The following is a 16,378-nucleotide window of genomic DNA, read 5'->3' as shown; positions in this document are numbered from 1 at the left end:
TCGCCGCCCATCCCGGGCGGACACATCAAAACAGGGCATCTTGCCGCCTCGGCCGCAGCGCTCCGCTGCACTGGCGACGTGACAACATGATACCAGTTCGCCCATTCGCATTTATTAATAATATCAGCCGTCAAAACGGCTTTGCGCGGGTTTGGATTCCGCTGAAATGGATATGACAATGCGGCGACAAGTTCCCAAACCGCCGATTTGAAGGTAAACTCCGGCCTCCCGCGTGCAATTCCAATCTTTGCGCGCCGCGCGCGCTTCATCCCGAAGCGCCCATCGCATCCCTAACTTTTTCCCGTCAGCCTGGATTGGTTCGCACATACTGCGATAGGCCGTCGCAGGAGCAAACATGTCCACACTCACCTTTGCCGACCTCGGTCTGGCCGAACCCCTGTTGCGCGCCGTCAGCGAAACCGGCTATACCACCCCCACCCCGATTCAAGCCCAGGCCATCCCGCAAGTGCTGCAAGGCGGCGACCTGTTGGCCGCGGCCCAGACCGGCACCGGCAAGACCGCCGGCTTCACCCTCCCGCTGCTGCACATCCTGATGGGCAAGCCGGCCACCCAGCCGGGCCGCCCGCGCGCGCTGGTGCTGACCCCCACTCGCGAACTGGCCGCCCAGGTGGAAGAATCGGTGCAGACCTACGGCAAACACCTGCCGCTCACCTCCATGGTGATGTTCGGCGGCGTCAACATCAATCCGCAAACCCGCGCGCTGCGCAAGCCGCTGGACATTCTGGTGGCCACGCCGGGCCGTCTGCTGGACCATGCCGGTCAACGCAATATCGACCTGTCCGGCGTTGAAATTCTGGTGTTGGACGAAGCCGACCGCATGCTGGACATGGGCTTCATTCACGACATCCGCAAAGTGCTGGCCCTGCTGCCGGCCAAACGTCAGAACCTGCTGTTCTCCGCCACCTTCTCCGACGAGATCAAGAGCCTGGCCGACCGCCTGTTGGACAATCCCAAGCTGGTGGAAGTGGCGCGCCGCAATACCACCAACGAACTGGTGGACCAAAAGATCCACCTGGTGGACCGCGACCGCAAAACCGACCTGCTGATCCACCTGATCAAGGAGCGCAACTGGTTCCAGGCGCTGGTGTTCACCCGCACCAAGCACGGCGCCAACCGCCTGGCGGAAAAGCTGGAGAAAACCGGCATTCCCGCCGCCGCGATTCACGGCAACAAGAGCCAGAACGCGCGCACCCGCGCGCTGGCCGACTTCAAGAGCGGCGAATTGCAAGTGCTGGTCGCCACCGACATCGCCGCGCGCGGCCTGGACATCGACCAACTGCCGCAAGTGGTCAACTTCGAATTGCCCAATGTGCCGGAAGACTACGTGCACCGCATCGGCCGCACCGGCCGCGCCGGCAGCAAGGGCGAGGCTGTGTCGCTGGTCTGCGTCGATGAGTTCAACTTCCTGAAGGATATCGAGAAGCTTACCAAGCAATCGATCGAGCGCTTCTCGGTACCGGGTTTCGAGGCCGATCTGTCGGTGAAACCCGAACCCATTCCGATGGGCGGCGGCAATCGCCGCGGTCAGCCGCAGCGCCAGGGCGGCGGCGGCAAGCCGCGCCACCAGCCGGACAGCAAACCCACCGGCCACGGCCATCGCTCGCCGGCGTCCAAGCCGCGTCAGAGCCAAGGACAGAGTCAGGCCAGAAACGCCACAAACGGCCAGACGGGTCAGCGCTCGTCGCAAGGCCAGGGTCAGGGCCAGCGCGGCAAGCCCTCCGCCTCGCGTTCGAGCTCGGCCTTGTTCAGCCCGCCGAAGGGCCGCTAAGAACCTGTTCATAGTCTGCTGTGCTTCGGCGATACAGCGTTGAAAACATCCTCAAAATGCTCATGTACCACTTGACCATTCCGATTTTTCGCTTGTTTTCGCCTTGTCTCGCCCTTGCTCGCGAGACTTTGAACAGGCTTTAAGCCCGCGCAAGCGGCGCCGCGCCCTTGCGGTGCGGCCGCCTCAACGCTTCTTTGCCGACCCCGCGGCAATGGAAGCGCTTTACGCCGGACGCCAAACCTGCCTACGATTCAGCAACAGGCCCTGGGGCCGACAACAATATCGAGCGGAGACGGCGCACGCCGCGCTCCGCACGGGCAGCACGCATGCCGCGCGCACAGATCGAGCAAGGATTCGGGGAAATGATGAGACTTCGCAGCTGGCTGCTGGGCAGCCTGGCTGTAGTCCTGCTGGCGGCAACTCAGCCGCAGGCCGCGCCACGTCTGAAAATCACCCTGTCCAATCAGGAGTGGCCGCCCTATATGGGCAAGGAACTGCCGTACGACGGCATTTTGTCGCGTCTGGTCAAAGAGGCGTTCGCCCGCGCCAACGTCGACGTCGCCTTCCGTTACTATCCCAACAACCGCACGCTGCAATCGGCGCGCAACGGCACCGTGGACGGGAGCTTCGGCTGGGCGCCGACGTCGGAACGCAAGCAGGATCTACTGTTTACTCAACCAGTGCTGCATGCGCGCATGGTGTTTTTCCAGCGCCGCAACGCCAACTTCCCCTGGAACGACTTGTCCAATCTGCGCCACGCGCGGGTGGGGGTCACAGTCGGCAATTTCTATTCAGACGAATTCAATCAGCAGGTCAAGGCCGGCCACCTGATCCCCGACATGGCGCCGGACGACGTCACCAATTTGCGCAAGTTGCTGGCCGGCCGCATCGACCTGTTCCCCATCGACATGGAAGTGGGCCAATACCTGATCGCGCGCAACTTCCAGCCTCGGCTGGCCCAGCAGCTGGAGCCGCAAAACAAGTCGTTCTGGGTGGCGCCGCTGCACGTGGTGATCTGGCGCAAGCACCGCCAGGGCCCGGAATTGGTGGAGCGTTTCAATCGCGGCTTGAAGGCCTTGCAGGACAGCGGGGAGTTCGATCGCATCGTGGCGGAGACCCGAGCCGCCAGCCTGGCCTACCACAAACCGATCAAGACCCAGTGAAAAGGCCCGGTACAGAGGATGCGACGCTACGACGCGTCCGTGCTGCTCAACACCACCGGCCGGCCGTGGAAATAGCCCTGGAACCAGTGGAAACCCAAATCTCGACAACGTTCGAACTGCTCGCGGCTGTCCACCTTCTCCGCCAGCAAGGTCCCGTCGAAATCGCTCAACTGCGCCATCAGCGCCGGCAGGCGCTCCGTTTCCACCGCAGCCACGTCCACTTTGACAATGTCCACCAGCGGCAACATCGCCGTCTGGTCCGGCCCCAAGTGGATCACATCGTCCAAGGCCAGGCGGAAGCCGCGTTGGCGCAACAGCGCCATCCGTTGCAGCAAAGCCTCGGTGACGGTCACCGTTTCCAGAATTTCCAGCACCAGCCGTTCCGCCGGCAATTGGTCCAGGATGGCGTCTTGCAATAAATCGGCGCTGGCGTTGATGAAGCCGGGAAACTGGCCCAACACATCCGCGCTGCCCAGTTCTCCGAAGGCGTTGCGCAACACCTCGGCGCTGGCGAGCAGGTCGTCTCGCACCAAGGCGAAATTGGCCGGGCTGGAACGGAACAATAGTTCATAGGCCACCAGTTGCTGCTGGCGATCGACGATTGCCTGCCGGCCAAGATAACGTGAAGAATTAGGCATGCCGACGATACTACAGGATATTTCCACCGCTGTTGGGCATCTCCTGCTGGGACCGTCAAAAAATATGACAGCTTATGCCTGACCATCGCCGTTAAATGCGGTAAGGTTGCAAATTACCCTCAAGTCAGCGAGACCTCCATGTTGCCAACACGACAAATTCCTCGCGAGGAGATCAAAGCGCTGCCGCTGTTCGCCGGCCTGACGCCGGAACAGGCGCGGCTGGCCGCCACGCCGGAGTTGGCCGCCGCCGCGTTGCGAGAACTGGGCGGTTGCGCGGTGCTGGGCTTCGACACCGAATCCCGCCCCACTTTCCACAAAGGCGAAAAACCGACCGGGCCGCATCTGATCCAGCTGGCCTGCGACGACGGCGCCTGGCTGTTCCCGGTGCAGGACGGCCAGTGCGCGCCGGAGCTGAAAATCCTGTTGGAAGACCCGCAACGGCTATTGGTGGGCTTCGAGCTCAGTTCGGATCAGTCGCTGCTGAAACAGCGCTTGGGCATCCGCTGCGGCCGAGTGCTGGACTTGGTGTCCTGCTTCGACAGCGACGATGCGCGCATCACCGTCGGCGCGGTGCAGGCGGTGGCGCGGCTGTTCGGCCAGTACTTCCGCAAATCCAAAAAACTGTCCACCACCAACTGGTCCAAACTGCCGCTGACGCCTGCGCAACAGGCTTACGCCGGCAACGACGCCTGGGTGGCGCTGCGGGTGTTCCGCGCGCTGGAAGCGCGCGGACGGCTGCCCCCAACGCCCAAACTCAAGGCAGACGCGTGATCCGGTTCAGCGCCGGCACCGCCACCGGCGACGCCCCGGCGAAATAACTCTCCAACACGTCCACGTCCACGCCGCCGCCCACCCGGTTGCCGCCCTGCGTCAACACCGTGAAGCCGTCGCCGCCGCCGGCGATGAAGTTGTTGACCTGCACCCGGTAGCTAGCCGAAGGATCAATAGCTATGCCGTTGATCTTGATGCTGGCGATGTCCACTTTGTTGCCCGCCGGCGCCGCCTGACTCCAGCTATAACTGAAGCCCTTGGATACTTGCAGAATCTTGACCTTGGACGGATCGCTCCATTGCTGTTCCAGCAGCTGGTCGATCTGCGCGCCGGTCAGGGTCAGCGTGGTCATCACATTGCCGAATGGCTGGGTGGTGAACAATTGGTTGTACGTCACATTGCCGCCGGCGCCGGGAATGATGTCGGCGCGCACTCCGCCCGGGTTCATGAAAGCCACTACCGCGCCCTGAGCCGCGCCCGCCGCCAATTGCGCGTCGGCCACCACGTCGCCCAACGCGGTTTCGCCGGCCGCGGACGGGGTGCGATCCAAAGTGCCCGCGGCCTGGCCCACTACTCGATTGGCCACAGGGGCCACCAGATCCTTGTACAGCTTGACCAGATTGCTGACTGAGGCCAGCGGCGCGATGTCGCGCGCCACTACCCGGTTCTGCGCTTGAATGGAGCCGGGCTTGACGTCGCGGGTGACCGGATCCAGTACAAAGTCGATTTCGGTGAACAACTGCCCGTAATGCTTGGCGCTGGTCACTCGGCGGCCGTCAATCACGCAGTTGTAGGCCTGATGGGTGTGGCCGGTGACTACTAGCTTCACGGCCGGATCCAGTTTTTTGACGATGTCGACGATGGGGCCGGACACGCCGTTGCACTCGTTGAAATTACCGCTTTGGTAGCCGCCCTCGTGCACCACCACCACCACGGCGGATACGCCCTGCCGCTTCAGTTGCGGAATCAGTTGGTTCACCGTGGCCGCCTCGTCCTGAAAGCTCAGGCCCTTGATGCCGTCCGGCGACACGATTTCCGGCGTGCCTTTCAAAGTCATGCCGATGAAAGCCACCGGGATGCCGCCGAACTTCTTGATTTCATAAGCGGGGAACAAGGTGCCGCCGTCGCTTTTCTTGACGTTGGCCGCCAGGAATTTGAATTTGGCGCCGACGAATTTGCCGTTCTGGCAGGAAGTGGTGGGCGCGCCCGTCTTGCAGCCGCCATTCTGCATGCGCAGCAGTTCCTGCTGGCCGTCGTCGAACTCGTGGTTGCCCACGGCATTGAGGTCCAGGCCCAGCAAATTCATCGCCTCGATGGTGGGCTCGTCGTGGAACAAGCCGGATACCAGCGGGCTGGCGCCGATCAGATCGCCGGCCGACACCACCACGGTATTGGGCGATTTGGCGCGCAGCGACTGCACCCAGGCCGCCAGATAGTCGACGCCGCCGGCGTTGATCTTGACAGTCTTGCTTGGGTCGGCCGGATCCGGCACCGTCAGTTGGCCCGGCATCTCCAGATTGCCGTGGAAATCGTTGAAGGCGATCATCTTCACCACCACCGGCTGGCGCGAAACGCCGGAGGTCTGATCGCCCGGCCCCCAGCCGCCGGAACCGGCGGAACAGCCGAACAGCGCCAGGCTCGCCGCCAGACACAGGCTCATGGTTTTCAGTTTCACGAAACGCATCCTTGTCTTGTTTGTTGTCGCTCACGCCGACGCCGCCGGCCGCGACCGAAATGAGGAGACGCCCGTCCACTGCCATGGACCGCGATAGACGCTCCGATCGCGCGCACTATAGCAAAACAAAATGACAAAGAGTTAAAACTTTCGTGATGCGAAACAAATCGCCATGCGGCCTCAGTTTTCGCCCGGCTTGGCCTCAAGCGCCGCCAGCGCGTCCGCGGTGTTGAGATTGGGGAAGAGATGGTCGAACGCGACTTCGACATGGTCCAGTCCGGCCAGCCAGCCGCGGATGGAACGGCCTCCGCCGGCCAGATAGGCGGCTAGACCGGCGCGCAGACCAGGCCCCAGGGCCAGCAGGCTGGGATGCCAGCCTTCGCGGTCCCTCGCGCTGGCCGCTTGGCGGCCAGCCGCCACTTCCGCCAGCAAACGACGCGAGAAATCCGCCGGCAGCCGCACCGCGTCGCAAGGCATCACCAACCAGACCGTCCCGTCGTCGCGCTCCAAGGCCGCCAGCACTCCGGCCAACGGTCCCGGGTAGTCCGGTAGGCTATCCGGCAGCAGCGGACAGCCGAAACCTGCGTACGCGTCCAGATTGCGATTGGCCGAGACCCACACCCGTTGCGCCAGCGGCGTCTGCGCGGCCAGCGCCGCCAAGGCGTGCGCCAACAACGGCCGCCCGGACAACATCGCCAAGCCTTTGTCGACGCCCCCCATGCGTGTGGCGCGGCCGCCGGCCAGAATCAGCGCCTGGTGGCTCATTGCCAGCGTTCCGCCGCTTGAGCGTCGCTGTGTTTGGCTTCCACCCAGCGCGCGCTGCCATCGGCCAGAATTTCCTTTTTCCAGAACGGCGCGTCCTGCTTCAGGTAGTCCATCAGGAATTCCGCGGCGGCGAAAGCGTCGCGGCGGTGGCTGCTGGCCACCACCACCAGCACGATGGGCTCGCCCAGACTCAGCCGCCCAACGCGGTGGATGACGGTGGCCGCCTGCAACGGCCAGCGCCGGCGCGCCTCCGCCACAATGGCTTCCAACGCTTTTTCGGTCATGCCCGGATAGTGTTCCAGTTCCAGCGCTGTCACATCGCGACTGTCGCCGTAATCCCGCACCAGCCCGCTGAAGCTCACCACCGCGCCGCAAGCCGGGTTGCTGGACAGCGCGTCGATTTCCGCGCCGGCGCTGAAACGCTGCGGCTGCACCCGCACCGTGAACGGCCCCATGCTCATCCCCCGGTCACCGGCGGAAACACCGCCACCTCGTCGCCGTCGCTCAAAGCGGAGTCCAAGCGCGCCATCTGCTGGTTCACCGCCACGCGGAACACCCGGTCGGCGGCCAGCTCCCGCGCCCAGACCTCGCCGCGCAGCCGCAACTCCACCAGCAGCTCCTCCACCGTGGCCGCGTCGCTGTCCAAGTGTTCGCTCTCCAGACCGAACTCGTCCCGCAAGCGGGCAAAATACAAAAGATTCAGTTTCATCGCCTGCCTCTGTGCGCATTAAGCGGATACCGCAGTGTAAGCAATCCGGGCCGGGCCTCCAATACGTCAAGGTGGCTAGACGCCCGCCCGCAAAAAAGCCCGCTCGCGGCGGGCTGGTCCGGGCAAAAAGGCAGATCCTTACTTGACGATCTGCGCCAGTTCGCCCTTCAGGTATTTATTGGCCATGGCGTCCAGGTTGATCGCCTTGATCTTGCTGGCCTGGCCGGCGGAGCCGAAGGCCTCGTAGCGGGCGATACAGATGTCGCGCATCGCATCGGTGGACACTTTCAGGTATTTGCGCGGATCGAACTCGGCCGGGTGCTGGGCCAGGAAGCGACGGATGGCGCCGGTGGAGGCCAGGCGCAGGTCGGTGTCGATATTGACCTTGCGCACGCCGTGCTTGATGCCTTCCACGATCTCTTCCACCGGCACGCCGTAGGTTTCGCCCAGATCGCCGCCGAACTCGTTGATGATCTGCAGCCATTCCTGCGGCACGCTGGAGGAACCGTGCATCACCAGGTGAGTGTTGGGGATGCGGGCGTGGATTTCCTTGATGCGGTCGATGCGCAGCACGTCGCCGGTGGGCTTCTTGCTGAATTTGTAAGCGCCGTGGCTGGTGCCGATGGCGATGGCCAATGCGTCCACGCCGGTATCCTTGACGAACTGGGCCGCTTCTTCCGGATCGGTCAGCAACTGGCTGTGATCCAGCACGCCCTCGGCGCCCACGCCGTCCTCTTCGCCGGCCATGCCGGTTTCCAGGCTGCCCAGGCAGCCGATCTCGCCCTCCACCGATACGCCGCAAGCGTGGGCGAAGTTGACCACGGTGCGGGTGACGTCGACGTTGTAGTCATAGTCGGCCGGGGTCTTGCCGTCGCTCTTCAGCGAACCGTCCATCATCACCGAGGAGAAACCAAGCTGGATCGAGCGTTGGCACACGTCCGGGCTGGTGCCGTGATCCTGATGCATCACCACCGGGATATGCGGGAATTCTTCCACCGCGGCCAGGATCATGTGGCGCAGGAAGGGCGCGCCGGCGTATTTGCGCGCGCCGGCGGAGGCCTGCACGATCACCGGAGCGTTCACCTTGTCGGCGGCCTCCATGATGGCGCGCATCTGCTCCAGGTTGTTGACGTTGAAGGCCGGCAGGCCGTAGCCGAATTCCGCTGCGTGGTCCAGCAGCTGACGCATGGAAACGAGAGCCATGGTGTTCAATCTCCGCAAACTGCTCCGACTGAGCGGAGCATGGTTGGCGCCCGGACCGCGCCGCGGCCCGAGGCGAATTCATCAATTCAGTGTCTGGACACGCTGGACAACAATACGCCGGCGCCGACGAAAGCACCGCCGGACACCTTGTTGACCAGCTTGAGACGCCGCGCGCTATTCAGCCAGCCGGCCAAACGCGCGCCGCCGCCGGCGTAAGCCAGCTGCCAGGACGCCTCGATCACGTAAAACGTCGCCGCCAGGATCGCCAGCTGCGGCCCCTGCGGCTGTTGCGCGTTCATAAACTGGGGGAACAACGCGGTAAAGAAAATAAAGGCCTTGGGATTGCTCATCGCCACCAGGAAGCCCGTGCGGAACATGCCCCAGGGCGTGTGCTTCCCGGTCGCCGCCTCGCGGATTTCCTCCACCGGCTGCGGCTGGCTGCGCCAAGTCTTGATTCCCAGATAGATCAGATAGGCGGCGCCGGCGTATTTTACCAAGGAAAACAGCAGTTCGGAGGTGGCCAGCACCGCGCCCAGGCCAGCGGCGGAGCCGAACATGATCAAACCCAGCGCCGTCATCAGGCCAAAACACGTCATCAGCGTGCGCCGCACCCCGTAGTGGATGCCGTGGGTCATCGCCAGCAGCATATTGGGGCCGGGCGTGGCCGAGACGAAAAACACGGTGGTGACGAACAGCAACCAAGTATTGAGCGACATGAGTATCTCCGGCGGGTGGGCCATCAGCATGAAACGGCGAGGAATAAAACAGTGTAACGCAAGCCATTCATCCTGATAGCCTTTTTCCCTGGCCTCAGCTAGCGCGCTCGGCCAGAATGGCCACCGCCGGCAGTTCCTTGCCTTCCAGAAACTCCAGGAAAGCGCCGCCGCCAGTGGAGATATAACTGATGTCGTCGGTGATACCGTACTTCGCGATCGCCGCCAGCGTATCGCCACCGCCGGCGATGGAGAAGGCCGGCGAGGCCGCGATGGCCTGGGCCAGGGTCTTGGTGCCGCCGCCAAACTGTTCGAACTCGAACACGCCCACCGGGCCGTTCCACACCACGGTGCCGGCCTTGGCGATGATGGCGGCCAGTTCGCCCGCCGAATCCGGGCCGATGTCCAGAATCATGTCGTCGGCGCTCACCTCGGCCGCGCTCTTGGTCACGGCGGCGGCGGTTTCGGCGAACTCCTTGGCGCAGACCACGTCGGCCGGCAGCGGCACGTCGCCGCCGCGGGCGCGGATCTTGGCGATCACCTTTTTGGCTTCCTCCACCAGCTCGGCCTCGGCCAGCGATTTGCCGATGGCCTTGCCTTCGGCCAGCAAGAAGGTGTTGGCGATGCCGCCCCCCACGATCAGCTGGTCAACCTTGTCGGCCAGCGATTCCAGAATAGTCAGCTTGGTGGACACCTTGGAGCCGGCGACGATGGCCACCAGCGGCCGCGCCGGCGCTTGCAGCGCCTTGCCCAGCGCTTCCAGTTCAGCGGAGAGCAGCACGCCGGCGCAGGCGGCCGGCGCGAACTGGGCCACCGCGTGGGTGGAAGCTTCGGCGCGATGGGCGGTGCCGAAGGCGTCGTTGACGAAAACGTCGCACAAGGCGGCGTAGGCGCGGCCCAGGTCGGCGTTGTTCTTTTTCTCGCCCTTGTTCAGGCGCACATTCTCCAGCATCGCCACTTCGCCGGGCGCCACGCTGAAGCCGGACTGCCAGTCCGCCACCAGGCGCACCGGCTTGCCCAAGAGGCCGGATAAACGCTCCACCACCGGCGCCAGGCTGTCTTCCGGCTTGGGCTCGCCCTCGGTGGGGCGGCCCAGATGGGTCATCAGGATCACACCAGCGCCGGCCTTCAGGCATAGCTCGATGGACGGCAGGCTGGCGCGGATACGGGTATCGTCGCCGATGACGCCGTTTTTCACCGGCACGTTCATGTCCACGCGGATTAGCACGCGCTTGCCAGCCAGGGCCTGTTCGGAAAGTTTATTGAATTTCATCGTTCGCTCGCTCGGGTTTGGATTCGCTTGTCGATTGATTCATCGGCGCAGGCTCCGGCTTAGCGCCGGGGCGGCCGCATTTTTTGCAGTACGGAAAAAAGGCGAAATTGCGCGCGCCGCAGTCGCAGCCGCGGAACAGCTGCAGGCCGCAATGCACGCAGTAGTCGGCATCGTCGCCGGCAATATTGTATTGATGGTCGCAGGACGGGCAAGTTTTCTTCTGGTAGGCGCCCAGGGCCTGGGCGTAGGCCACGTGGCGAGCGCGCTCGCTCTGGCTTTGCTGCAACTCGGCGCGTTTTTTCTCGGCGTAGCGCTGGAAAGCCTGGATCATGCGCAGGCCGGCGAACACCGTCAGCGCGATGCCCACCGCCAGCCGCACATAGCCGCCGAAATTGGGCAGATAGGGCAGCAGTTCAATGAAAAAGGCGAACAAGGCGAACAGACCGAAGCCGTAAACAAAGAACCAGTAGCGATGGGTCCGGTAACGGCTGAACAGCCATACCGCCAACAATAGCAGCGGCAGAATAACCGCCAGCCGCAGCAGGAACACTTTCAACTCAAAACGCTGGTAGGCCTGCTGATAACGATCCTGGGCGACGGCCTCCGCCTTGTCGATCTGGGCCTGCAGAGCTTGCCGGCTCTGTTCCAGCGCGCGCAGGCCATTACCGGCCTGGTCTTCCTTCTGCTGCCATTGCAGTATCTGCGCCTGCAAGGCGTCCAGCTCGCGGGTGCGGCGGCTGACCTCGGCGCTTTGCCGCGGATCGGCGCTGGTGGCGCGGCTGGCCAGCCAATTGGCCAGGCCCTTGCGTTGGGTCTGGTAGTTGCGCTCCAGCTGCTCGCGGGTGGCGCTGAGGTTTTCCAGCTGGACGCGCTGCGCGTCGTTCTGACGCTGCAGCGCTTGCTGCTGTTGCCGCAACGGCGCGACGCCGGCTTGCTGTTGCAAGGCCTCCAACTGCGGCGGGCCGCCGTCCGGCACGTAGAACAGGTCGCGGATCACCAGTTCGCCCAGATTGGACAGGAAGCCGGCAAATACCAAAGCCACCAGCCAGGAGGCCAGCCGGACCCATTTTTCAGGGCGGGACAATGCTTGGTTCTGTCGCATGCTGCTCTCCTGTGACGGCGGGTTCAGCGGGAGCGATATCCGTGATCGCCCGGTCAGTGTATGCCAAAAAAACGGCCCTACCTTAACACCAATCAAATGCCGGTGGATGTAGCGCCGGCGCTAGCGGACGCAAAAAATCCGGGCCGGCAACACATGCCGGCCCGGATTTCCTGGATCACATCGTCGTCAGCAAGCGAACATCGCGCGCGCGGTGCGCAGCATCTGGCAGCTGAAACCCCATTCATTGTCGTACCAGGCCAGCACTTTCACCATATTGCCGCCGGTGACTTTGGTCAGCGTGGAATCGAAAGTGGAGGCTTCCTCGGTGTGGTTGAAGTCCCCGGACACCAGCGGCAGGGTGTTGTAGCCAAGGATGCCCTTCATCGCGCCGTTGGACGCTTCCTTCAAAATGTCGTTGACCTCGTCCTTGGTGGTGTCGCGCGCGGCGCTGAAAGTCAGGTCCACCAGCGACACGTTGATGGTGGGCACGCGCACCGAGAAGCCGTCCAGCTTGCCTTTCAGCTCCGGCAGCACCAGGCCCACGGCCTTGGCCGCGCCGGTCTTGGTCGGGATCATATTGTCTGTGGCGGAACGGGCGCGGCGAAGGTCCTTGTGCTTGACGTCGGTCAGCACCTGGTCGTTGGTGAAGGCGTGGATGGTGGTCATCAGGCCTTTCTTGATGCCGATGGCCTGGTGCAGCGCCTTGGCCACCGGGGCCAGGCAGTTGGTGGTGCAGCTGGCGTTGGACACCACGGTCATTTCCGGTTTCAACACGTCGTGGTTGACGCCGTAAACGATGGTGGCGTCGACATCGTCGCCACCCGGCGCGGAGATCAGCACCTTCTTGGCGCCGGCGTCCAGGTGGGCCTGGCATTTGTCTTTGCTGGTGAAGGCGCCGGTACATTCCAGCACCAGGTCCACATCCAGTTCCTTCCAAGGCAGTTCCGCCGGGTTGCGGGTGCTGAAGAACGGGATCTTGTCGCCGTTCAGGATCAGGTGCGCGTCGTCTTGCTCGACCTCGCCGGGGAAGCGGCCGTGCACGGTGTCGAACTTGGTCAGATGAGCATTGATGTTGAGATCGCCGGTGGCGTTGACGGCCACTACTTTGAAATCGTCGTGCAGCTGGTTTTCGTAGATGGCGCGCAGTACCTGGCGGCCGATGCGGCCGTAACCATTGATGGCGATGCGGATAGTCATGCTTCTAAATCTCCTGGGGGACGATCCGGAGCGCCCGGCTTCCCGGCCGGCGCTCCGCGTGTTGTGTAGTGCGTCCACTACATGAAACGGCGAACAAAAGGCCATTGCTTTCGCAATGGCCTGTCTTTACATCACAGCAGGGCTTTGGTCTTGGCCACTACATTGTCGACGGTGAAACCGAAGGCCTGGAACAACTGCGGGGCCGGAGCGGATTCGCCGAAGTGGTCAATGCCGACCACATCGCCTTCCAGACCCACGTATTTGCGCCAGAAGTCCGGATGACCGGCTTCGATCGCCAGTCGCGGCAAACCGGCCGGCAGCACGCTATCGCGCCAGGCCTTGTCTTGCCAGTCGAACACATTGGTGCAGGGCATGGACACCACGCGCACGGGGATGCCTTCGGCCGCCAGCGCATCCTGCGCTTTCAGCGCCAGTTCCACTTCGGAACCGGTGGCGATCAGCACCGCGCGGGCGCCGGCGGCGTCGCGCAGCACGTAGCCGCCCTTCTGGATGGCGGCCAGTTGCGCCGCGTCGCGGGCGACGAAGGGCAGGTTCTGACGGCTCAGCACCATGCTGCTCGGCGTGGTCTTCTGCTCGACGGCGTGGGCCCAAGCCGCCGCGGTTTCGACGGTGTCGCACGGACGCCAAGTGTGATGGTTGGGGATGTAGCGCAGCGTGGCCACTTGTTCCACCGGCTGGTGGGTGGGGCCGTCTTCGCCAAGGCCGATGGAATCGTGCGTGAACACGAAGATCGGGTTGATCTTCATCAGCGAAGCCATGCGCAGGGCATTGCGGGCGTATTCGCTGAACATCAGGAAGGTGCCGCCGTACGGGCGCAGGCCGCCGTGCAGGGTCATGCCGTTCATGATGGCGGCCATGCCGAACTCCCGCACGCCGTAGCTGATGTAGTTGCCCTGGCCGTCGTGGTCTATCCACTTGGAGCCGGACCAGTTGGTCAGGTTGGAACCCGTCAGGTCGGCGGAGCCGCCGACGAATTCCGGCAACGCCGGCGACAGCGCTTCCAGCGCGATCTGGCTGGCCTTGCGGGTGGCCACGGTCTGCGCGGCGTCGGCGATCTTGGCCAAGGCGGCGGCTTTGGTCTCTTCCCAACCGGCCGGCAGCTCGCCCTGCATGCGGCGGCTGAATTCGGCGGCCAGTTCAGGATAAGCGGCGCGGTAGGCGTCGAAGCGCTTGTTCCATTCGATTTCGGCCAGCGCGCCCTTGTCGCGCGCGCTCCACTCGGCGTAGATCTCGGCCGGAATCTCGAACGGCGCGTGCGGCCAGTTCAAGCCTTCGCGCGCGGCGGCGATTTCGGCCGCGCCCAGCGGCGAGCCGTGGCAATCGTGGCTGCCCTGCTTGGTGGGCGCGCCGAAGCCGATGGTGGTCTTGCAGCAGATCAGCGTCGGACGCGCGGCCTCCTTCTTCGCGGTGGCGATGGCGGTAGCCACTTCCACCGGATCGTGGCCATTGACGTTCTTGATTACCTGCCAACCGTAGGCTTCGAAGCGAGCCGGCGTGTCGTCGGTGAACCAGCCTTCCACATGACCGTCGATGGAGATGCCGTTGTCGTCCCAGAAGGCGATCAGCTTGTTGAGACCCCAGGTGCCAGCCAGCGAGCAGGCTTCGTGGCTGATGCCTTCCATCAGGCAGCCGTCGCCCAGGAAAGCGTAAGTGTGGTGGTCGACGATCTGGTGGCCGTCGCGGTTGAACTGCGCCGCCAGCATTTTCTCGGCCAGCGCCATGCCCACCGCGTTGGTGATGCCCTGGCCCAGCGGGCCGGTGGTGGTTTCAATGCCGGGAGCGTAGCCGTATTCGGGATGGCCGGGAGTTTTGGAGTGGAGCTGACGGAACTGCTTGAGGTCTTCGATGGAGAGATCGTAACCGGAGAGGTGCAACAGGCTGTAGATCAACATGGAACCGTGACCGTTGGACAGCACAAAGCGGTCGCGGTCTGGCCAGTTGGGGTTGGCCGGGTTGTGTTTCAGGTGATCGCGCCACAATACTTCCGCGATGTCTGCCATCCCCATCGGGGCGCCGGGGTGACCGGATTTGGCTTTTTCAACGGCATCCATGGACAGGAAACGGATGGCGTTGGCAAGCTCGGTACGGGTGACCATTTCGGGAAAACCTCAAGACTTGTGTGGAAACCGGGACGACGGCCGCGCCACCCGAACATGCCTCCGGCATGGACCAACCGTCGCAAAATCATGGAATTATCGCTGATTTTCACCATGGGCGGCAACCGCTGCGCCATGTGGAATACCGCGGCGGCATGAAGGGGCGCGAAAAATAGCCGGATGCGGCCGTTTTGCAAGATAATGCCGAGGCAGGCATAAAATGCATTTTGAATCAAAAGCCTGCAGGCGATTCCGCACCGGGTTCCGCTGATGACGAATGGGCAGAATGCGCAACGGACACGCCAGCAGGGAAACCCGCGACGCAAATCGCTGTCAGTCTGGCTCTATCTTTTTGCTGCGCAAACGCCGCAACGACAGGAGCCGGCCGACGCGGTCAAGCGCCGCCGGCTCGATTGCCACAACCTTTTTGGAGATCTCGATGCAATCATTCGACGCGCTGCCCATGCCGCGCAAAGTCGCGTTCAGCCGCGGCTGGCGCTGGATCGTGGAAGCGTTCTACATCGTCCGCCAGCAGCCGCTGACCTGGATTCTGCTGGCGCTGGCCTATTTGGTGATCAATTTCATCGTCAGCATGATTCCCTTGCTGGGCGGCCCGCTGTCCTTCTTCCTGGCGCCGGTGTTCGCCGCCGGCTTCATCCTGGCGGCGAAGAAATGCGAGCAGGGATCGGAGCTGGAGTTGGGTGATTTGTTCGCCGGCTTCAAGACCGCGCTGCGGCCACTGATCAATGTGGGCATGCTGTACCTGGCCATCCTGATCGTCATCGGCATTGCGCTGGGCCTGTTGATGGGCGCGATGGGGGTGAGCGTGGCCAAGAGCGACCCCAACGCGATCCCGGTGATCGCCGGCCCCATCGCGCTGTTCGCCTTCATCGGCGGGGTGGCCATCTTTCTGGTCAGTCTGGCTTACTGGTTCGCGCCGGCGCTGGTGACGCTGAACCAAGCCGGCCCGTGGCAGGCGATCCGCGCCAGCCTGCAAGCCGGCCTCGCCAACTGGGGCGCGGTGCTGGTCAGCGGCCTGATGCTTGCGGTGCTGGCCTTCATCGCGATGATACCGCTGGGCCTGGGCCTCTTGCTGTGGTTCCCGGTGCTATACGTGACCGCCTACACCGGCTGGAAGGATATTTTCGGCCAATCCGCGGCGCCGGTGCGTCCGGATGAGCCGGTGGTGTTTTAAGAACCTGTTCAAAGCCTGTTGCGCGTCGGCGATACTGCGTTAAAAACCGCTTCGAAATGCTCATGTAC

Annotated in this window: 15 protein-coding genes; 4 read left to right on the top strand and 11 right to left on the bottom strand. The window is 63.4% G+C overall.

The window, feature by feature from the left end; all coding sequences use genetic code 11:
* Positions 1-355: 355 nt before the first annotated feature.
* Both MOV80_RS04330 and MOV80_RS04325 read left to right on the top strand, forming a co-directional pair.
* Positions 356-1,789, top strand: a complete 1,434-nt coding sequence (locus MOV80_RS04330; RefSeq protein ID WP_081575082.1) for a DEAD/DEAH box helicase — start codon at positions 356-358, stop codon at positions 1,787-1,789.
* Positions 1,790-2,151: 362 nt separating this feature from the next.
* Positions 2,152-2,952, top strand: a complete 801-nt coding sequence (locus MOV80_RS04325; protein ID WP_198001617.1) for a transporter substrate-binding domain-containing protein — start codon at positions 2,152-2,154, stop codon at positions 2,950-2,952.
* Positions 2,953-2,978: 26 nt separating this feature from the next.
* Here the strand turns inward: MOV80_RS04325 and MOV80_RS04320 are convergent, their stop codons facing one another.
* Complete coding sequence (locus MOV80_RS04320) at positions 2,979-3,590, bottom strand: EAL domain-containing protein (protein WP_019103628.1); 612 nt, start codon at positions 3,588-3,590, stop codon at positions 2,979-2,981.
* A gap of 138 nt (positions 3,591-3,728) precedes the next feature.
* Here MOV80_RS04320 and MOV80_RS04315 point away from each other — a divergent pair, with 138 nt between their 5' ends.
* Entirely contained in the window at positions 3,729-4,361 is a 633-nt protein-coding gene (locus tag MOV80_RS04315) for a 3'-5' exonuclease (protein ID WP_019103629.1), read from the top strand.
* Here MOV80_RS04315 and MOV80_RS04310 read toward each other — a convergent pair.
* The 10 genes from MOV80_RS04310 to tkt form a co-directional block, all read right to left on the bottom strand.
* Positions 4,345-6,045 carry a bifunctional metallophosphatase/5'-nucleotidase gene (locus MOV80_RS04310; protein WP_118268491.1) on the bottom strand — a complete coding sequence of 567 codons (1,701 nt, stop codon included), beginning with the start codon at positions 6,043-6,045 and terminating at the stop codon, positions 4,345-4,347. The two genes, MOV80_RS04315 and MOV80_RS04310, sit on opposite strands and share 17 nt — an antisense overlap.
* A gap of 171 nt (positions 6,046-6,216) precedes the next feature.
* Entirely contained in the window at positions 6,217-6,801 is a 585-nt protein-coding gene (gene mobA, locus MOV80_RS04305; RefSeq protein ID WP_118268492.1) for a molybdenum cofactor guanylyltransferase MobA, read from the bottom strand.
* On the bottom strand, positions 6,798-7,262 hold the full coding sequence (gene moaE / locus MOV80_RS04300) for a molybdopterin synthase catalytic subunit MoaE (RefSeq protein ID WP_019103632.1): 465 nt from the start codon (positions 7,260-7,262) through the stop codon (positions 6,798-6,800). Before moaE ends, mobA begins: the two co-directional genes overlap by 4 nt.
* Positions 7,259-7,510 carry a molybdopterin converting factor subunit 1 gene (gene moaD, locus MOV80_RS04295; RefSeq protein WP_019103633.1) on the bottom strand — a complete coding sequence of 84 codons (252 nt, stop codon included), beginning with the start codon at positions 7,508-7,510 and terminating at the stop codon, positions 7,259-7,261. Before moaD ends, moaE begins: the two co-directional genes overlap by 4 nt.
* Positions 7,511-7,648: 138 nt before the next feature.
* On the bottom strand, positions 7,649-8,713 hold the full coding sequence (fba, locus tag MOV80_RS04290; protein ID WP_039756201.1) for a class II fructose-bisphosphate aldolase: 1,065 nt from the start codon (positions 8,711-8,713) through the stop codon (positions 7,649-7,651).
* Positions 8,714-8,799: 86 nt separating this feature from the next.
* Entirely contained in the window at positions 8,800-9,429 is a 630-nt protein-coding gene (locus tag MOV80_RS04285) for a LysE family translocator (protein WP_043589187.1), read from the bottom strand.
* 94 nt (positions 9,430-9,523) lie between these two features.
* Complete coding sequence (locus tag MOV80_RS04280) at positions 9,524-10,699, bottom strand: phosphoglycerate kinase (RefSeq protein ID WP_249604861.1); 1,176 nt, start codon at positions 10,697-10,699, stop codon at positions 9,524-9,526.
* Entirely contained in the window at positions 10,686-11,801 is a 1,116-nt protein-coding gene (locus MOV80_RS04275; protein ID WP_019103021.1) for a zinc ribbon domain-containing protein, read from the bottom strand. Before MOV80_RS04275 ends, MOV80_RS04280 begins: the two co-directional genes overlap by 14 nt.
* 186 nt (positions 11,802-11,987) lie before the next feature.
* Complete coding sequence (gap, locus tag MOV80_RS04270; RefSeq protein ID WP_043589182.1) at positions 11,988-12,998, bottom strand: type I glyceraldehyde-3-phosphate dehydrogenase; 1,011 nt, start codon at positions 12,996-12,998, stop codon at positions 11,988-11,990.
* Positions 12,999-13,129: 131 nt separating this feature from the next.
* Positions 13,130-15,115 (bottom strand): transketolase, encoded by a 1,986-nt coding sequence (gene tkt, locus MOV80_RS04265; RefSeq protein ID WP_118268494.1) that lies wholly within the window; start codon positions 15,113-15,115, stop codon positions 13,130-13,132.
* Between the two features lie 439 nt (positions 15,116-15,554).
* On the opposite strand from tkt, the gene MOV80_RS04260 reads away from it, so the two are divergent.
* Entirely contained in the window at positions 15,555-16,310 is a 756-nt protein-coding gene (locus MOV80_RS04260) for a BPSS1780 family membrane protein (protein ID WP_052051844.1), read from the top strand.
* Positions 16,311-16,378 lie beyond the last annotated feature (68 nt).

The organism is Chromobacterium sp. IRSSSOUMB001 (assembly GCF_023507765.1).
Lineage (GTDB): Bacteria > Pseudomonadota > Gammaproteobacteria > Burkholderiales > Chromobacteriaceae > Chromobacterium > Chromobacterium haemolyticum.
This window is presented reverse-complemented; position numbering and strand designations above follow the sequence as displayed.